17 protein-coding genes and 1 pseudogene are annotated in these 16,475 nt (G+C 57.7%); 16 read left to right on the top strand and 2 right to left on the bottom strand.

Annotated elements, in window-relative coordinates:
- Window positions 1–59: 59 nt before the first annotated feature.
- The gene (locus D6877_RS16255) at window positions 60–1,010 is read right to left on the bottom strand and encodes a FecR domain-containing protein (protein ID WP_130911488.1); all 951 of its coding nucleotides are present in this window, start codon (window positions 1,008–1,010) and stop codon (window positions 60–62) included.
- On the bottom strand, window positions 1,010–1,516 hold the full coding sequence (locus tag D6877_RS16260; RefSeq protein WP_130911446.1) for a sigma-70 family RNA polymerase sigma factor: 507 nt from the start codon (window positions 1,514–1,516) through the stop codon (window positions 1,010–1,012). The genes D6877_RS16255 and D6877_RS16260 overlap by 1 nt, the downstream gene beginning before the upstream one ends.
- Window positions 1,517–2,086: 570 nt before the next feature.
- Between D6877_RS16260 and mnmG the strand changes: the two genes are divergently transcribed.
- From mnmG to D6877_RS16340, 16 genes and pseudogenes are all read left to right on the top strand, one after another.
- Window positions 2,087–3,985, top strand: a complete 1,899-nt coding sequence (gene mnmG / locus D6877_RS16265; protein ID WP_130911447.1) for a tRNA uridine-5-carboxymethylaminomethyl(34) synthesis enzyme MnmG — start codon at window positions 2,087–2,089, stop codon at window positions 3,983–3,985.
- Window positions 3,982–4,626: a 16S rRNA (guanine(527)-N(7))-methyltransferase RsmG gene (gene rsmG, locus D6877_RS16270; RefSeq protein ID WP_130911448.1), complete on the top strand. Its 645-nt coding sequence runs from the start codon at window positions 3,982–3,984 to the stop codon at window positions 4,624–4,626. The genes mnmG and rsmG overlap by 4 nt, the downstream gene beginning before the upstream one ends.
- Window positions 4,627–4,644: 18 nt before the next feature.
- Window positions 4,645–5,442 carry a ParA family protein gene (locus D6877_RS16275; protein WP_016772400.1) on the top strand — a complete coding sequence of 266 codons (798 nt, stop codon included), beginning with the start codon at window positions 4,645–4,647 and terminating at the stop codon, window positions 5,440–5,442.
- A 9-nt stretch (window positions 5,443–5,451) separates the two neighbouring features.
- The gene (locus tag D6877_RS16280; RefSeq protein WP_007960777.1) at window positions 5,452–6,324 is read left to right on the top strand and encodes a ParB/RepB/Spo0J family partition protein; all 873 of its coding nucleotides are present in this window, start codon (window positions 5,452–5,454) and stop codon (window positions 6,322–6,324) included.
- 148 nt (window positions 6,325–6,472) lie between these two features.
- On the top strand, window positions 6,473–6,880 hold the full coding sequence (locus D6877_RS16285) for a F0F1 ATP synthase subunit I (protein ID WP_090287824.1): 408 nt from the start codon (window positions 6,473–6,475) through the stop codon (window positions 6,878–6,880).
- A gap of 16 nt (window positions 6,881–6,896) precedes the next feature.
- The gene (atpB, locus tag D6877_RS16290; protein WP_016772402.1) at window positions 6,897–7,766 is read left to right on the top strand and encodes a F0F1 ATP synthase subunit A; all 870 of its coding nucleotides are present in this window, start codon (window positions 6,897–6,899) and stop codon (window positions 7,764–7,766) included.
- Between the two features lie 133 nt (window positions 7,767–7,899).
- Window positions 7,900–8,157: a F0F1 ATP synthase subunit C gene (atpE, locus tag D6877_RS16295; protein WP_003097235.1), complete on the top strand. Its 258-nt coding sequence runs from the start codon at window positions 7,900–7,902 to the stop codon at window positions 8,155–8,157.
- Between the two features lie 58 nt (window positions 8,158–8,215).
- Complete coding sequence (locus tag D6877_RS16300; RefSeq protein ID WP_016772403.1) at window positions 8,216–8,686, top strand: F0F1 ATP synthase subunit B; 471 nt, start codon at window positions 8,216–8,218, stop codon at window positions 8,684–8,686.
- Window positions 8,687–8,698: 12 nt separating this feature from the next.
- Window positions 8,699–9,235 (top strand): F0F1 ATP synthase subunit delta, encoded by a 537-nt coding sequence (locus D6877_RS16305; RefSeq protein WP_016772404.1) that lies wholly within the window; start codon window positions 8,699–8,701, stop codon window positions 9,233–9,235.
- Window positions 9,236–9,256: 21 nt separating this feature from the next.
- Window positions 9,257–10,801: a F0F1 ATP synthase subunit alpha gene (atpA, locus tag D6877_RS16310; protein ID WP_016772405.1), complete on the top strand. Its 1,545-nt coding sequence runs from the start codon at window positions 9,257–9,259 to the stop codon at window positions 10,799–10,801.
- A 50-nt stretch (window positions 10,802–10,851) separates the two neighbouring features.
- Window positions 10,852–11,712, top strand: coding sequence for a F0F1 ATP synthase subunit gamma (gene atpG / locus D6877_RS16315; protein WP_007911960.1), 861 nt, complete (start codon window positions 10,852–10,854; stop codon window positions 11,710–11,712).
- 27 nt (window positions 11,713–11,739) lie between these two features.
- A complete protein-coding gene (gene atpD / locus D6877_RS16320; RefSeq protein WP_016772406.1) occupies window positions 11,740–13,119 on the top strand; it encodes a F0F1 ATP synthase subunit beta in 1,380 nt (459 codons plus the stop codon).
- Window positions 13,120–13,164: 45 nt separating this feature from the next.
- Window positions 13,165–13,590: a F0F1 ATP synthase subunit epsilon gene (locus D6877_RS16325; protein ID WP_016772407.1), complete on the top strand. Its 426-nt coding sequence runs from the start codon at window positions 13,165–13,167 to the stop codon at window positions 13,588–13,590.
- A gap of 118 nt (window positions 13,591–13,708) precedes the next feature.
- Window positions 13,709–15,076, top strand: coding sequence for a bifunctional UDP-N-acetylglucosamine diphosphorylase/glucosamine-1-phosphate N-acetyltransferase GlmU (gene glmU / locus D6877_RS16330; RefSeq protein ID WP_130911449.1), 1,368 nt, complete (start codon window positions 13,709–13,711; stop codon window positions 15,074–15,076).
- Window positions 15,077–15,281: 205 nt separating this feature from the next.
- On the top strand, window positions 15,282–16,058 hold the full coding sequence (locus D6877_RS16335) for a DeoR family transcriptional regulator (protein WP_041476528.1): 777 nt from the start codon (window positions 15,282–15,284) through the stop codon (window positions 16,056–16,058).
- Between the two features lie 2 nt (window positions 16,059–16,060).
- Window positions 16,061–16,475: pseudogene (locus D6877_RS16340) on the top strand (class II glutamine amidotransferase); the annotation flags it as partial.

Raw genomic sequence — 16,475 nt, forward strand, 5'->3', positions numbered from 1 at the left:
GCCGGACCAGGGCGAAAAAAGATAACCCTGTTTGCGATTATTTTTCCCCGGGCCATATTTCAGTCAACGCTGTGGCTGATCGACACCCAGTAACGGCTGAAATAACGCACATTGATCGGCAACGAAGCCTGAAGGTTGGCCAGCACTGCGTCGGTTGAATCGAGCCGGAAAGTCCCGGAGACCCGCAGATCCCGGGCGCTGCGATCGCAATGCAATACACCGCTGCGATAGCGGCCCAACTCTTCGAGGACAGTGCCCAGGCGCGCATCGAGTACGATCAACTGGCCGTTGATCCAGGCCACTTCTGATGCCTGGAAGGGATGACTGAGGCCGATATGCCGACTGTCGAAATCCGCGCCTTCGCCTGCTTTCAGGATGAGCGCAGCAGTGGATAACTGCGCAGGTTGAACGCTGACTCGATCCTCCAGCACGCCGACCCGGGTTGAGTTCGGCATCTGATGCACCGAGAACCGGGTGCCCAATGCATGGATCCGCCCGTCACGGGTTTGCACATAGAACGGCCGCTGATCGCCAAGCTTGCCGGTTTGGACGAGGATTTCACCGGCACGCAGTTGGATCAGGCGTTGTGCTGCGTCGAAAGAGACATCAATGGCCGAGTCGGTGTTGAGCTGGATCTGGCTGCCATCGGCCAGGCTGATGGTGCGACGCTGACCTACACCGGTTTTATAGTCGGCCCAGACGTTGCCGAGGGATGTGTGTCGTTGAGCGTTCCAGCCAACGAAACCTGTTCCCGCTGCGAGCAACAGCAGTTTGAGTACCTGGCGTCTTTGTTGGCCGCTATTGAGCGCACGTCGTTTCAGATCCTGCGGCAGCGTACCGAGGTGGCGCTGCAATTGTTCCATCTGGTTCCACGCCGCCAGATGCGCCGGATCGCTATCTATCCACAGCTGCCAGGCTTTTTGTTCGGCAAGGCTCGGTGGTTGGGATTGAAACTGCACATACCAGCTGGCTGCAGTTTCGAATACCTGACGGTCTGCAGCGGCGGCCATCATGGTTGCGCCATGATCAGGGCGCATTCAGTCAGGGCGCGAATCATGTGTTTCTTTACCGTGGTCAGCGAAACCTTCAATTGCCCGGCAATCTGTTGATAAGTCAGTCCTTCGACTTGCGAAAGCATGAAGATCTGCCGGGTTCGCGCGCCCAGGCCGGCCAGTGCCTTATCCACAGAAATCAGGGTTTCAATGATCAGTGCTCTGTCTTCTTCGCTGATGACCGTTGCTTGCGGCCGAGCTGCGAGGGTCTGCAGATAAGCGGTTTCAATCGCACACCGTCGATAACGATCAATGACCAGGCCGCGCGCAATGGTCGCCAGGTAATCCCGCGGCTCGCGAATATGAGCGGCATTGCGCGCCGCGAGAATTCTCAAAAACGTGTCATGTGCCACATCGGCTGCATCACTGGTGTTGTGCAGCTTGCCCTTGAGCCAGCCATACAGCCACGAGTGGTGTTGCTCGTAGATTTGCTCGATCGCAGCGGTGTGGGCGGGTAGGGACATGGGAGAAACTGGTCAGTTAATGATAATGGCTATTATTAGCCTCTGCTACGTGGTCTCACAATAGCCTTTTCACTTCCTGCCACTGGCTTGCCAAGCGTCACCGATTCTTCGCTGGCGCTTTTTTTCCGCCTGGAAAACGCCTTCCGAGCAAATTTCTGTGGATTAAGCCCTGTGAGTAACTGGTGCTAAGGCCAGTTGATAAGAGGGCCTGAAAACTGGATATAACCTGCCCTGTGGATAAGCAGCACTTTAATCCACAGGCTTACACCGGTTATCCAAGGGCCTCATTGTTACCTGGGCACAGGGTTTTGAAACTCTGTACACACCGTAATATAAGGCTTATAGAGATCTATCCACAGAAACGTGGCTCAGTAAGAATAAACATAAAAACAAAGGTTTTATAAATTTCTCTCTTTTTTATTCTTTTAACCCCGAGTTCTCCACAGCTGGTTAAATTTTGTGCAAAGGGTTCTTTAGAAAGGGCGAAGTCCCTATACTTGCCGACCAGGTCCAGAAACCTGAGCTCAACTATTTCCTGAATGACCTACTTAAGCAGGCACGAGGTGCGTGGTGGATTTCCCTTCCCGTTTTGAAGTGATCGTCATCGGCGGCGGTCATGCCGGTACCGAGGCAGCACTGGCGTCAGCACGCATGGGGGCAAAAACCCTGTTGCTGACGCATAACGTGGAAACCCTCGGTGCCATGAGTTGCAACCCGGCCATCGGTGGCATCGGCAAAAGCCATCTGGTCAAGGAAATCGATGCCCTCGGCGGCGCGATGGCCATGGCTACCGATAAGGGCGGCATCCAGTTTCGCGTGTTGAACAGCCGCAAAGGCCCGGCCGTACGGGCCACCCGTGCGCAAGCTGACCGGATTCTTTACAAGGCAGCTGTCCGCGAAATTCTTGAAAACCAGCCGAACCTGTGGATATTTCAACAGGCTGCTGACGACCTGATCGTCGAGCAGGAGCAAGTCCGTGGTGTGGTTACACAGATGGGTCTGCGCTTCTTCGCCGATTCCGTGGTATTGACCACCGGTACCTTCCTCGGCGGACTTATCCACATTGGTTTGCAGAATTTCTCCGGCGGTCGCGCCGGCGATCCACCGTCGATTGCTCTCGCCCATCGTTTGCGTGAATTGCCACTACGTGTCGGGCGCCTGAAAACCGGCACGCCGCCGCGTATCGACGGCAAGTCTGTGGATTTCTCGGTGATGACCGAGCAGCCGGGTGATACGCCGATCCCGGTGATGTCGTTCATGGGCAACAAGGAACAGCATCCGCGCCAGGTCAGTTGCTGGATCACTCACACCAACGCCCGTACCCACGAAATCATCGCGGCGAACCTCGATCGCTCGCCGATGTACTCGGCTGCCGGTGAAATCGAAGGCGTCGGCCCGCGCTACTGCCCGTCGATCGAAGACAAGATCCACCGCTTTGCCGACAAGGAAAGCCATCAGGTGTTCATCGAACCGGAAGGTCTGACCACTCATGAGCTGTATCCGAACGGGATATCCACAAGCCTGCCGTTCGACGTGCAATTGCAGATCGTGCAATCGATCCGCGGCATGGAAAACGCACACATCGTGCGTCCGGGTTATGCGATCGAGTACGACTACTTCGATCCGCGCGACCTGAAGTACAGCCTGGAAACCAAAGTCATCGGCGGTCTGTTCTTCGCCGGGCAGATCAACGGCACCACCGGTTACGAAGAAGCCGGCGCTCAAGGTCTGCTCGCCGGCGCCAACGCTGCGCTGCGTGCCAAGGGCAAAGAAGCCTGGTGTCCGCGCCGCGATGAAGCGTACATCGGCGTTCTGGTCGACGACCTGATCACCCTCGGCACCCAAGAGCCGTACCGCATGTTCACTTCCCGCGCCGAGTACCGCCTGATTCTGCGCGAAGACAACGCCGACCTGCGTCTTACCGAAAAAGGTCGCGAGCTCGGTCTGGTCGATGACGCGCGCTGGGCGGCCTTCTGCAAGAAACGCGAAAGCATCGAGCTTGAAGAGCAGCGCCTGAAAAGCACCTGGGTACGGCCGAACACCCCGCAGGGCGATGCGATTGCCGAGAAATTCGGCACACCGCTGACTCACGAATACAACCTGCTCAACCTGTTGAGCCGTCCGGAAATCGATTACGCCGGTCTGGTCGAAGTGACCGGGCAGGGCGCCGAAGATTCACAGGTCGCCGAGCAGGTTGAGATCAAGACCAAATACGCCGGTTACATCGACCGCCAACAGGACGAAATCGCCCGTCTGCGCGCCAGCGAAGACACGAAATTGCCTGTGGATATCGATTACACCAACATTTCCGGTCTGTCCAAGGAGATCCAGAGCAAGCTCGGTGCCACACGTCCCGAGACGCTGGGCCAGGCTTCGCGGATCCCGGGCGTGACCCCGGCAGCGATTTCGCTGTTGATGATTCATTTGAAAAAACGCGGCGCGGGCCGTCAGTTGGAGCAAAGCGCTTGAGTGCCAAGGTCACTTCGCAACACGCCGAAGAGTTATCCACAGGAGCCCGCGAGCTCGGTGTCAATCTCACAGAAACCCAGCATGAATTGCTGCTGGGTTATCTGGCCCTGTTGATCAAATGGAACCAGGCCTACAACCTGACCGCCGTGCGCGATCCAGACGAAATGGTTTCGCGGCACTTGCTCGATAGTCTCAGCGTGATGTCGTTCATCGAAAACGGTCGCTGGCTCGATGTCGGCAGTGGCGGTGGCATGCCTGGTATCCCGCTGGCGATCCTGTACCCGGAATCGCAAGTTACCTGTCTGGACAGCAACGGCAAGAAAACCCGCTTCCTGACGCAGGTCAAACTGGAGCTGAAGCTGGATAACCTGCAAGTTATCCACAGTCGCGTCGAAGCGTTCCAGCCTGCGCAGCCATTCAACGGGATCATTTCCCGGGCGTTCAGCAGCATGGAAAACTTCACCAACTGGACTCGCCACCTCGGCGATGCCGATACACGCTGGCTGGCAATGAAGGGCGTTCATCCGGCCGATGAGCTGGTAGCATTGCCGGCAGATTTCAAACTCGATAGCGAACACGCCCTGGCCGTCCCCGGTTGCCAAGGCCAACGCCATCTGCTGATACTGCGCCGCACGGCATGATTGGGAACACAAGCAAGAATGGCTAAGGTATTCGCGATAGCGAACCAGAAGGGTGGTGTGGGCAAGACCACCACCTGCATCAACCTCGCAGCATCCCTGGTCGCGACCAAGCGCCGGGTGTTGTTGATCGATCTCGATCCACAGGGCAACGCCACCATGGGTAGCGGTGTGGATAAACATGGTCTGGAAAACTCCGTCTACGATCTGCTGATCGGTGAATGCGACCTGGGCCAGGCCATGCACTTCTCCGAGCACGGCGGTTATCAACTGCTGCCGGCCAACCGCGATCTGACCGCGGCCGAAGTGGTGCTGCTGGAAATGCAGATGAAGGAAAGCCGTCTGCGCAGTGCGCTGGCGCCAATCCGTGACAACTACGACTACATTCTGATCGACTGCCCGCCGTCACTGTCGATGCTCACGCTCAACGCACTGGTCGCCGCTGACGGGGTAATTATCCCCATGCAGTGCGAATACTTCGCGCTGGAAGGTTTGAGCGACCTTGTGGATAACATTAAGCGCATCGCCGAGCTGCTGAATCCGAACCTGAAGGTCGAAGGCCTGCTGCGGACCATGTACGACCCGCGCCTGAGCCTGATGAACGATGTTTCGGCGCAGCTCAAGGAACACTTCGGCGACCAGCTGTACGACACGGTGATCCCGCGCAACATTCGCCTGGCCGAAGCACCGAGCTACGGCATGCCGGCGCTGGCTTACGACAAGCAATCGCGTGGCGCCCTGGCCTATCTGGCTCTGGCGGGCGAGATGGTTCGTCGTCAGCGCAAAAATTCACGCATTGCTGCTGCTCAGCCAACTTAAGGAATCCCCATGGCCGTCAAGAAACGAGGTCTCGGACGTGGACTGGATGCACTGCTGAGTGGTCCGACGGTCAGCGCGCTGGAAGAACAAGCCGCGCAGGCTGACACCCGCGAACTGCAACATCTGCCGCTCGACCTGCTGCAGCGCGGCAAATATCAGCCGCGCCGCGACATGGATCCGCAGGCCCTGGAAGAACTGGCGCAGTCGATCAAGGCCCAGGGCGTGATGCAGCCGATCGTGGTGCGCCCGATCGGCGGCGGTCGCTTCGAGATCATTGCCGGTGAACGCCGCTGGCGTGCCAGTCAGCAGGCCGGGCAGGAAACCATCCCGGCGATGGTTCGCGATGTGCCGGATGAAACCGCCATTGCGATTGCGCTGATCGAGAACATCCAGCGTGAAGACCTCAACCCGATCGAAGAAGCCGTCGCCTTGCAGCGCTTGCAGCAGGAATTCCAGCTGACTCAGCAGCAGGTTGCCGAGGCTGTGGGTAAGTCGCGGGTGACTGTGGCTAACCTGTTGCGACTTATTGCACTGCCTGAAGTGATCAAGACAATGCTGTCGCACGGTGACCTGGAAATGGGTCATGCGCGTGCGTTGCTCGGTCTGCCGGACAATCAGCAGGTCGAAGGGGCGCGACATGTTGTCGCACGAGGGCTGACTGTGCGCCAAACCGAGGCACTGGTTCGTCAGTGGTTGAGTGGCAAACCGGAGCCTGTGGAAGCTGCAAAACCCGACCCGGACATCGCTCGCCTCGAGCAGCGCCTGGCCGAGCGCCTAGGCTCTGCGGTGCAGATTCGCCATGGCAAGAAGGGCAAAGGCCAATTGGTGATTGGTTATAACTCGCTCGACGAGCTTCAAGGTGTGCTCGCACACATCCGCTGAAACATTTCCTCATGTAGCGCGCAGTCGGAAATCACTACCTGACAGTTGAATAGGGGCAGAACCGCCCCTATACTCTGCGCGCATTTTGTCGGCACAAATTATGCCAAGTTATTGAATTTCGGCAGCCGACCATTGGAGAGCAAACGTGATGGAAACCCGCAAGCCAAACCGCCTGCCCTTCCATCGCCTGGCAGTTTTTCCGGTGCTGATGGCTCAATTTGTCGTTTTGCTCATTGCCGCTTTGGCGCTCTGGCAATGGCATGGAGTCGTTGCCGGATACTCGGGACTTTGCGGAGGCCTGATAGCCTTGCTGCCCAATGTTTATTTCGCTCACAGGGCATTTCGGTTTTCCGGCGCCCGAGCAGCCCAGTCCATCGTCCGGTCTTTTTATGCCGGCGAGGCAGGCAAACTTATTTTGACGGCAGTGCTGTTTGCACTGGTGTTCGCAGGTGTGAAGCCACTGGCGCCGATCGCAGTATTCGGCGTGTTCGTGCTGACGCAGTCGGTCAGCTGGTTCGCTCCCCTGCTGATGAGAACAAGACTTTCGAGACCTTAGGGCGTTTGAGGCAACCATGGCAGAGACAACCGCTTCGGGCTATATCCAGCACCACTTGCAGAACCTGACTTTCGGTCAGCTACCCAACGGCGGCTGGGGCTTTGCCCACACCGCAGCAGAGGCCAAGGAAATGGGCTTCTGGGCTTTCCACGTCGATACCCTCGGCTGGTCGGTCGCGCTGGGTCTGATCTTCGTTCTTCTTTTCCGCATGGCGGCAAAGAAAGCGACGTCGGGTCAGCCGGGTGCCTTGCAGAACTTCGTTGAAGTATTGGTCGAATTCGTCGATGGCAGCGTGAAAGACAGCTTCCATGGCCGTAGCCCGGTGATCGCACCGTTGGCACTGACCATCTTCGTCTGGGTGTTCCTGATGAACGCCGTCGACCTGGTACCGGTCGACTGGATTCCTCAACTGGCCATCCTGATTTCCGGCGATGCCCACATCCCGTTCCGCGCCGTGTCGACCACCGACCCGAACGCGACCCTGGGCATGGCGTTCTCGGTTTTCGCACTGATCATTTTCTACAGCATCAAGGTCAAGGGCATCGGCGGCTTCATCGGCGAACTGACCCTGCACCCGTTCGGCAGCAAGAACATCTTCGTTCAGGCCCTGCTGATCCCGGTGAACTTCCTGCTGGAATTTGTCACCCTGATCGCCAAGCCGATCTCTCTGGCTCTGCGTCTGTTCGGCAACATGTATGCCGGCGAGCTGGTGTTCATTCTCATCGCTGTGATGTTCGGCAGCGGCCTGCTCTGGCTCAGCGGCCTGGGCGTTGTTCTGCAGTGGGCGTGGGCTGTATTCCACATCCTGATCATCACCCTGCAGGCGTTCATCTTCATGATGCTGACCATCGTCTACCTGTCGATGGCGCACGAAGAAAACCATTAAGACCAGTCTCGACTAGTCTGATGTTCCTCCCGGTCAAACGGGAGGGAGCTCCTTGCGGGGCAGCTGAAACGATTTGTTTTACCGCTTTAATCTAAAAAACCTAAACCATACGACGTAAAAGTCGGGAGGAAAGATGGAAACTGTAGTTGGTCTAACCGCTATCGCTGTTGCACTGTTGATCGGCCTGGGCGCACTGGGTACCGCAATTGGTTTCGGCCTGCTGGGCGGCAAGTTCCTGGAAGGCGCAGCGCGTCAGCCAGAAATGGTTCCAATGCTGCAAGTAAAAATGTTCATCGTTGCCGGTCTGCTCGACGCCGTAACCATGATCGGTGTTGGTATCGCTCTGTTCTTCACCTTTGCGAACCCGTTCGTTGGTCAGATCGCTGGCTGATTACTCGGATCTTCCGGGTAATTTGGTGTGATGGACAACGTAACTGCGAGGTGTTGGCGTGAACATTAATGCGACCCTGATTGGCCAGTCCGTTGCGTTCCTGATTTTTGTACTGTTCTGCATGAAGTATGTATGGCCTCCGGTCATCGCTGCTCTGCACGAACGTCAAAAGAAGATCGCTGATGGTCTGGACGCTGCCAGCCGTGCAGCTCGCGACCTGGAGTTGGCCCAAGAGAAAGCGGGTCAGCAACTGCGCGAAGCGAAAGCTCAGGCAGCTGAAATCATCGAGCAAGCCAAGAAACGCGGTAACCAGATCGTCGAAGAGGCTGTTGAAAAAGCCCGTATCGACGCTGACCGTGTGAAGGTTCAGGCTCAAGCCGAGATCGAACAGGAACTGAACAGCGTCAAAGACAAGCTGCGTGCCCAAGTGGGCTTGCTGGCTGTCGGCGGCGCCGAGAAGATCCTGGGTGCCACAATCGATCAAAACGCGCACGCAGAGCTGGTTAACCAACTGGCTGCTGAAATCTAAGCGAGGGCGATCATGGCAGAACTGACCACGTTGGCCCGACCTTACGCTAAGGCGGCCTTCGAGCACGCTCAGGCCCACCAGCAACTGGCCAATTGGTCAGCCATGCTCGGCCTGGCAGCAGCGGTGTCGCAAGACGACACCCTGCAGCGCGTGCTCAAGGCCCCGCGACTGACGAGCGCAGAAAAGGCCGCCACGTTCATTGACGTGTGCGGCGACAAGTTTGATGAAAAGGCACGCAATTTCATCAACGTCGTTGCCGAGAACGACCGTCTCCTGCTTCTGCCGGAGATCGCCGCTCTGTTCGACCTGTACAAGGCCGAACAAGAGAAATCGGTAGACGTTGAAGTAACCAGTGCATTTGCATTGAACCAAGAACAGCAAGACAAACTCGCCAAGGTTCTCAGTGCACGACTCAACCGGGAAGTGCGCCTGCAAGTTGCGGAGGACGCTGCCTTGATTGGTGGTGTCGTGATCCGCGCCGGCGACCTGGTTATCGATGGCTCGATTCGCGGCAAAATCGCGAAACTTGCCGAAGCATTGAAATCTTGAGTTTGAAGGGGCAGCAGAGCAATGCAGCAACTCAATCCTTCCGAAATAAGTGAAATTATCAAGGGCCGCATCGACAAGCTCGATGTGACCTCCCAAGCCCGTAACGAAGGCACTGTCGTCAGCGTATCTGACGGCATCGTGCGGATTCACGGTCTGGCCGACGTCATGTACGGCGAGATGATCGAGTTTCCGGGCGGCGTCTACGGTATGGCTCTCAACCTGGAGCAGGACTCCGTAGGTGCCGTGGTATTGGGCTCCTACCAGTCGCTGGCTGAAGGCATGAGCGCCAAGTGCACCGGCCGCATCCTCGAAGTTCCTGTTGGTAAGGAATTGCTGGGCCGCGTAGTCGATGCTCTGGGTAACCCTGTTGACGGTAAAGGTCCACTGGGCAACACCGAGACCGACGCGGTCGAGAAAGTTGCTCCAGGCGTGATCTGGCGTAAGTCGGTAGACCAGCCTGTACAGACTGGCTACAAGGCTGTCGATGCCATGATCCCTGTCGGCCGTGGCCAGCGTGAGCTGATCATCGGTGACCGTCAGATCGGTAAGACCGCTCTGGCGATCGACGCGATCATCAACCAGAAAGACAGCGGCATTTTCTGCGTCTACGTAGCCATCGGTCAGAAGCAATCGACCATCGCCAACGTGGTTCGCAAGCTGGAAGAGAACGGCGCCCTGGCCAACACGATCATCGTGGCTGCCAGTGCTTCGGAATCTCCTGCGCTGCAATTCCTGGCACCGTACTCCGGTTGCACCATGGGTGAATTCTTCCGCGACCGCGGTGAAGACGCGCTGATCGTTTATGACGATCTGTCCAAGCAGGCAGTGGCTTACCGCCAGATCTCCCTGCTGCTGCGCCGTCCACCAGGCCGTGAAGCTTACCCAGGCGACGTGTTCTATCTCCACTCCCGTCTGCTGGAGCGCGCATCCCGCGTTTCGGAAGAATACGTAGAGAAGTTCACCAACGGCGCAGTGACCGGCAAAACCGGTTCCCTGACCGCACTGCCGATCATCGAAACCCAGGCTGGCGACGTTTCCGCGTTCGTTCCGACCAACGTGATTTCCATCACCGACGGTCAGATCTTCCTGGAATCGGCCATGTTCAACTCGGGCATCCGCCCGGCAGTGAACGCCGGTGTTTCGGTATCCCGTGTGGGTGGTGCCGCTCAGACCAAGATCATCAAGAAGCTCTCCGGTGGTATCCGTACCGCTCTGGCTCAGTACCGTGAACTGGCGGCATTCGCCCAGTTCGCTTCTGACCTGGACGAAGCGACCCGCAAGCAACTTGAGCATGGTCAGCGCGTTACCGAGCTGATGAAGCAGAAGCAATACGCACCAATGTCGATCGCTGACATGGCGCTGTCGCTGTATGCCGCTGAGCGTGGGTTCCTGACTGACATTGAAATCGCCAAGGTCGGCAGCTTCGAACAAGCGCTGATCGCTTTCTTCAACCGCGATCACGCCGATTTGATGGCCAAGATCAACGTTAAAGGTGACTTCAATGACGAAATCGACGCTGGCATGAAAGCCGGTATCGAGAAGTTCAAGGCCACCCAAACCTGGTAAGCCGCAGCGGGAGCCGCGAGGCTCCCGCTTGCTAACCTGATAGGTGTTACATGGCAGGCGCAAAAGAGATTCGCAGTAAGATTGCGAGCATCAAAAGCACGCAAAAGATTACCAGCGCCATGGAAAAAGTGGCGGTCAGCAAAATGCGCAAGGCACAAATGCGCATGGCTGCTAGCCGTCCTTATGCGGAGCGTATCCGCCAGGTAATTGGGCATCTGGCCAACGCCAACCCGGAATACCGCCACCCGTTCATGATCGACCGCGAAATCAAGCGCGTCGGTTATGTCGTCGTGAGCAGTGACCGTGGTCTGTGCGGCGGCTTGAACACCAACCTGTTCAAGGCCCTGGTCAAGGACATGGCGGTAAACCGCGAAAACGGCGTCGAGATTGATCTGTGTGTAGTCGGTAGCAAGGGTGCGGCCTTTTTCCGCAACTTCGGCGGTAACGTCGTTGCAGCTATCAGCCACCTGGGTGAAGAGCCGTCGATCAATGATCTGATCGGCAGCGTCAAGGTGATGCTGGATGCCTACCTGGACGGCCGTATCGATCGCCTGTCCGTGGTGTCCAACAAGTTCATCAACACCATGACGCAACAGCCTACCGTGGAGCAGTTGATTCCACTGGTGGCAACCCCGGATCAGGATCTCAAGCACCACTGGGACTATCTCTACGAACCGGACGCCAAAGAGCTGCTTGACGGCTTGATGGTCCGTTACGTCGAGTCGCAGGTCTACCAGGCGGTGGTCGAGAACAACGCGGCTGAACAGGCTGCGCGGATGATCGCGATGAAGAACGCTACCGACAACGCCGGTGATTTGATCAGCGATTTGCAGCTGATCTACAACAAGGCGCGTCAGGCTGCGATCACCCAAGAGATCTCGGAAATCGTCGGCGGCGCTGCCGCGGTTTAACGGTTCAAATATTCAGAGGATCCAGCTATGAGTAGCGGACGTATCGTTCAAATCATCGGCGCCGTTATCGACGTGGAATTTCCACGCGACAGCGTACCGAGCATCTACAACGCGCTGACTGTACAAAGCGCGGCCGCAACCACCCTGGAAGTTCAGCAGCAGCTGGGCGACGGCGTGGTGCGTACCATTGCGATGGGTTCCACCGAGGGCTTGAAGCGCGGTCTGGAAGTCACCGACTCTGGCGCAGCCATCTCCGTACCGGTCGGTAAAGCGACCCTGGGCCGGATCATGGACGTCCTCGGTAACCCGATCGACGAAGCTGGCCCGATCGACACCGAAGAGCGCTGGGGCATCCACCGCGCAGCACCTTCGTTCGCCGAGCAAGCAGGCGGCAACGACCTGCTGGAAACCGGCATCAAGGTTATCGACCTGGTCTGCCCGTTCGCCAAGGGCGGTAAAGTCGGTCTGTTCGGTGGTGCCGGTGTAGGCAAAACCGTAAACATGATGGAACTGATCCGTAACATCGCCATCGAGCACAGCGGTTATTCCGTGTTCGCAGGTGTTGGTGAGCGTACTCGTGAGGGTAACGACTTCTACCACGAGATGAAGGACTCCAACGTTCTGGACAAAGTGGCACTGGTTTACGGTCAGATGAACGAGCCGCCGGGAAACCGTCTGCGCGTAGCACTGACCGGCCTGACCATGGCCGAGAAGTTCCGTGACGAAGGTAACGACGTTCTGCTGTTCGTCGACAACATCTATCGTTACACCCTGGCCGGTACTGAAGTATCCGCACTGCTGGGCCGTATGCCTTCGGCAGTAGGTTACCAGCCGACCCTGGCTGAAGAGATGGGCGTTCTGCAGGAACGTATCACTTCGACCAAGGAAGGTTCGATCACCTCGATCCAAGCGGTATACGTACCTGCGGACGACTTGACCGACCCGTCGCCAGCGACCACTTTCGCCCACTTGGACGCCACCGTCGTTCTGTCCCGTGACATCGCTTCCCTGGGTATCTACCCAGCGGTAGATCCACTGGATTCGACTTCGCGCCAGCTGGACCCGAACGTGATCGGTCAGGACCACTACGACACCGCTCGCGGCGTTCAGTATGTTCTGCAGCGTTACAAAGAGCTGAAAGACATCATCGCGATCCTGGGTATGGACGAGCTGTCGGAAGCCGACAAACAGTTGGTTAACCGTGCTCGTAAGATCCAGCGCTTCTTGTCGCAGCCGTTCTTCGTGGCTGAAGTCTTCACCGGTGCTTCGGGTAAATACGTTTCCCTGAAAGACACCATTGCTGGCTTCAAAGGCATCCTCAACGGTGACTACGACCACCTGCCAGAACAAGCGTTCTACATGGTTGGCGGCATCGAAGAAGCGATCGAGAAAGCCAAGAAACTGTAATCCCGGCGCCCGGCAACGGGCGCTAATTTAGGTTGAGGCAATCAGATGGCTATGACAGTCCATTGCGATATCGTCAGCGCGGAAGGGGAAATCTTTTCCGGCCTGGTCGAGATGGTGATTGCGCACGGTGCACTGGGTGATCTTGGTATCGCTCTGGGTCACGCGCCGCTGATCACTAATCTCAAGCCGGGTCCGATCCGCCTGATCAAGCAAGGCGGGGAAGCCGAGGTGTTCTACATCTCCGGTGGTTTCCTCGAGGTTCAGCCGAACATGGTCAAGGTACTTGCCGATACCGTGCAACGTGCCGCCGACCTGGATGAAGCTCAGGCTCAGGCAGCTCTCAAGGCTGCCGAGAATGCCCTGAACGAAAAAGGCGCGGACTTCGATTACGGCGCCGCTGCCACACGTCTGGCCGAGGCTGCAGCCCAGCTGCGCACCGTCCAGCAGATCCGCAAGAAGTTTGGCGGTTAATCCGCCAGCTGCTTGTTGTGCGATTGATAAAAAAGGGTAGCCTCGGCTACCCTTTTTTCTTTTCCGAATTCCCACAACCCGGTCGCAGTTGCTGACCACCCAGGATTGGTAGCCAGTCATGTCTCTCGAAATCGTTATCCTCGCGGCCGGTCAAGGCACTCGCATGCGCTCGGCGCTGCCCAAGGTGCTGCACCCGATTGCCGGCAACTCCATGCTCGGCCATGTTATCCACAGCGCTCGGCAACTTGATCCACAACGCATTCACGTGGTGATCGGTCACGGTGCCGATGTGGTGCGTGAGCGGCTGGCAGCTGATGACCTGAATTTCGTGTTGCAGGACAAGCAACTGGGCACTGGCCACGCCACCGCCCAGGCGGTGCCGTTCATTGATGCCGACACCGTGCTGATTCTTTACGGTGATGTGCCGCTGATCGAAGTCGAAACCCTGCAACGTCTGCTCAAGCATGTCGTACCGGGCCAGATGGGTTTGCTCACTGTCGAGCTGGATGACCCGACCGGTTACGGCCGCATCGTGCGTGATGCTGACGGCAAGGTCGCGGCAATCGTCGAGCACAAGGACGCCAGCGAAGCGCAACGTGCGATCACCGAAGGCAACACCGGCATCCTCGCTGTGCCGGCCGATCGTCTGGCTGACTGGATGAGTCGCCTCTCGAACAATAACGCGCAGGGCGAGTACTACCTCACCGACGTGATCGAAATGGCGGTCAGCGATGGTTTGGTCGTCGCCACCGAACAACCGCACGACCCGATGGAAGTGCAGGGTGCCAATGATCGCAAGCAGCTCTCTGAACTGGAGCGTCATTACCAGTTGCGCGCCGGCCGTCGTCTGATGGCTCAAGGCGTTACCCTGCGCGACCCGGCGCGTTTCGATGTGCGTGGCGAAGTCAGCGTCGGCCGCGATGTGCTGATCGACATCAACGTGATCCTCGAAGGCAAGGTGATCATTGAAGACGACGTACAGATCGGCCCGAACTGCGTGATCAAGGACAGCACCCTGCGCAAAGGCGTGGTGATCAAGGCCAACAGTCATATCGAAGGTGCCATTCTCGGTGAGGGCAGCGACGCTGGTCCTTTCGCGCGTCTGCGTCCAGGCACTGTGCTCGAGGCTCGCGCTCATGTGGGCAACTTCGTTGAGCTGAAAAATGCGCACATGGGCGAAGGTGCAAAGGCTGGCCACCTGACCTACCTGGGCGATGCCGAAATCGGTGCACGCACCAACATCGGCGCCGGCACCATCACCTGCAACTACGATGGCGCCAACAAGTGGAAGACGGTGTTGGGCGCTGATGTATTCATCGGTTCCAACAATTCGCTGGTTGCCCCTGTGGATATCTCCAACGGTGCGACGACCGCAGCCGGCTCGACCATCACCCAGAATGTGGATAACGCCCAATTGGCGGTTGGCCGAGCGCGACAGAAGAATATCGACGGCTGGAAGCGCCCGGAAAAGATCAACAAATCCTGACTTATCCACACCACCCCTGTAGGAGTGAGCCTGCTCGCGAATGCTGTATCTCAGTGACATATCCAGTCACTGACTCCCCTTTCGCGAACACGCTCGCTCCCCACACAGCTCAACCTTTCTGAATTTTTCTCCCTGCGTCTTGACGGCAACCTTTCGATAGAGTTTCATTGCTTACGTTATCTTTCGAATCGAAACTTAAGCCGCCATGTCCAAGCGCAATACGCCCCAGCGTCGTCATAACATCCTCGCCTTGCTCAACGAGCAGGGCGAAGTCAGTGTCGATGAGCTGGCCAAGCGCTTTGAAACTTCCGAAGTTACGATTCGCAAGGATCTCGCGGCGCTGGAAACCCATGGTCTGTTGCTGCGTCGTTACGGCGGTGCGATCACCATGCCGCAAGAGCTGGTCGCGGAAACAGCGCAGAGTATTTCCAAGTACAAGCAGGCGATCGCCCGCGCGGCGGTCAAACGCATCCGCGAGCACGCGCGCATCATCATCGACAGCGGCAGCACCACCGCCGCGATGATTCCCGAACTGGGCCAGCAACCGGGCCTGGTGGTGATGACCAATTCCTTGCACGTTGCCAATGCCTTGAGCGAACTGGAACACGAGCCAGTGCTGCTGATGACCGGCGGTACTTGGGATCCACACTCGGAATCCTTTCAGGGCCAGGTCGCCGAGCAAGTACTACGCTCTTACGACTTCGACCAACTGTTCATCGGCGCCGACGGCATCGACCTGGTGCGCGGCACCACCACCTTCAATGAACTGCTCGGCCTCAGCCGGGTGATGGCCGACGTTGCACGAGAAGTCATCGTTATGGTCGAGGCCGACAAGATCGGTCGCAAGATTCCCAACCTGGAGCTGCCCTGGAGCAGCATCCATACCCTCATTACCGATGATCGCCTGCCCGTCGAGGCACGCGATCAGCTTCAGGCCCGCGGGATCACGTTGATCTGTGCAGCTGTCAGTCAGGAGAAATAACCATGTGTGGCATTGTCGGCGCTGTAGCTGAACGTAATATCACCGCCATCCTTCTCGAAGGCCTGAAGCGCCTCGAATACCGCGGCTATGACAGCGCCGGTGTGGCGGTCTATACCAATGAAGAAACCCTGGAGCGCATGCGCCGTCCGGGCAAGGTCAGCGAACTGGAAACCGCATTGGCCGAACAGCCGCTGGCCGGTCGTCTCGGTATTGCCCACACTCGTTGGGCCACCCATGGCGCGCCCTGCGAACGCAATGCCCACCCGCATTTTTCCGGCGACATTGCGGTGGTGCACAACGGCATCATCGAGAACCACGAAGCCCTGCGCGAGCAACTCAAAGCATTGGGCTATGCGTTCAGTTCGGACACCGACACCGAAGTCATCGCCCACCTGCTGACCCACAAGCTCAAGGAAC

Source organism: Pseudomonas sp. Sample_9 (genome assembly GCF_004307535.1).
In the GTDB taxonomy this organism is placed as follows: domain Bacteria; phylum Pseudomonadota; class Gammaproteobacteria; order Pseudomonadales; family Pseudomonadaceae; genus Aquipseudomonas; species Aquipseudomonas mercuritolerans.

Bases quoted from the DNA above. Each gene is read 5' to 3' on its own strand.
- D6877_RS16255 (WP_130911488.1), bottom strand. From the start codon at position 1,010: ATGGCCGCCGCTGCAGACCGTCAGGTATTCGAAACTGCAGCCAGCTGG.
- D6877_RS16260 (WP_130911446.1), bottom strand. From the start codon at position 1,516: ATGTCCCTACCCGCCCACACCGCTGCGATCGAGCAAATCTACGAGCAA.
- D6877_RS16275 (WP_016772400.1), top strand. From the start codon at position 4,645: ATGGCTAAGGTATTCGCGATAGCGAACCAGAAGGGTGGTGTGGGCAAG.
- D6877_RS16280 (WP_007960777.1), top strand. From the start codon at position 5,452: ATGGCCGTCAAGAAACGAGGTCTCGGACGTGGACTGGATGCACTGCTG.
- D6877_RS16285 (WP_090287824.1), top strand. From the start codon at position 6,473: ATGGAAACCCGCAAGCCAAACCGCCTGCCCTTCCATCGCCTGGCAGTT.
- atpB (WP_016772402.1), top strand. From the start codon at position 6,897: ATGGCAGAGACAACCGCTTCGGGCTATATCCAGCACCACTTGCAGAAC.
- atpE (WP_003097235.1), top strand. From the start codon at position 7,900: ATGGAAACTGTAGTTGGTCTAACCGCTATCGCTGTTGCACTGTTGATC.
- D6877_RS16305 (WP_016772404.1), top strand. From the start codon at position 8,699: ATGGCAGAACTGACCACGTTGGCCCGACCTTACGCTAAGGCGGCCTTC.
- atpA (WP_016772405.1), top strand. From the start codon at position 9,257: ATGCAGCAACTCAATCCTTCCGAAATAAGTGAAATTATCAAGGGCCGC.
- atpG (WP_007911960.1), top strand. From the start codon at position 10,852: ATGGCAGGCGCAAAAGAGATTCGCAGTAAGATTGCGAGCATCAAAAGC.
- atpD (WP_016772406.1), top strand. From the start codon at position 11,740: ATGAGTAGCGGACGTATCGTTCAAATCATCGGCGCCGTTATCGACGTG.
- D6877_RS16325 (WP_016772407.1), top strand. From the start codon at position 13,165: ATGGCTATGACAGTCCATTGCGATATCGTCAGCGCGGAAGGGGAAATC.
- glmU (WP_130911449.1), top strand. From the start codon at position 13,709: ATGTCTCTCGAAATCGTTATCCTCGCGGCCGGTCAAGGCACTCGCATG.
- D6877_RS16335 (WP_041476528.1), top strand. From the start codon at position 15,282: ATGTCCAAGCGCAATACGCCCCAGCGTCGTCATAACATCCTCGCCTTG.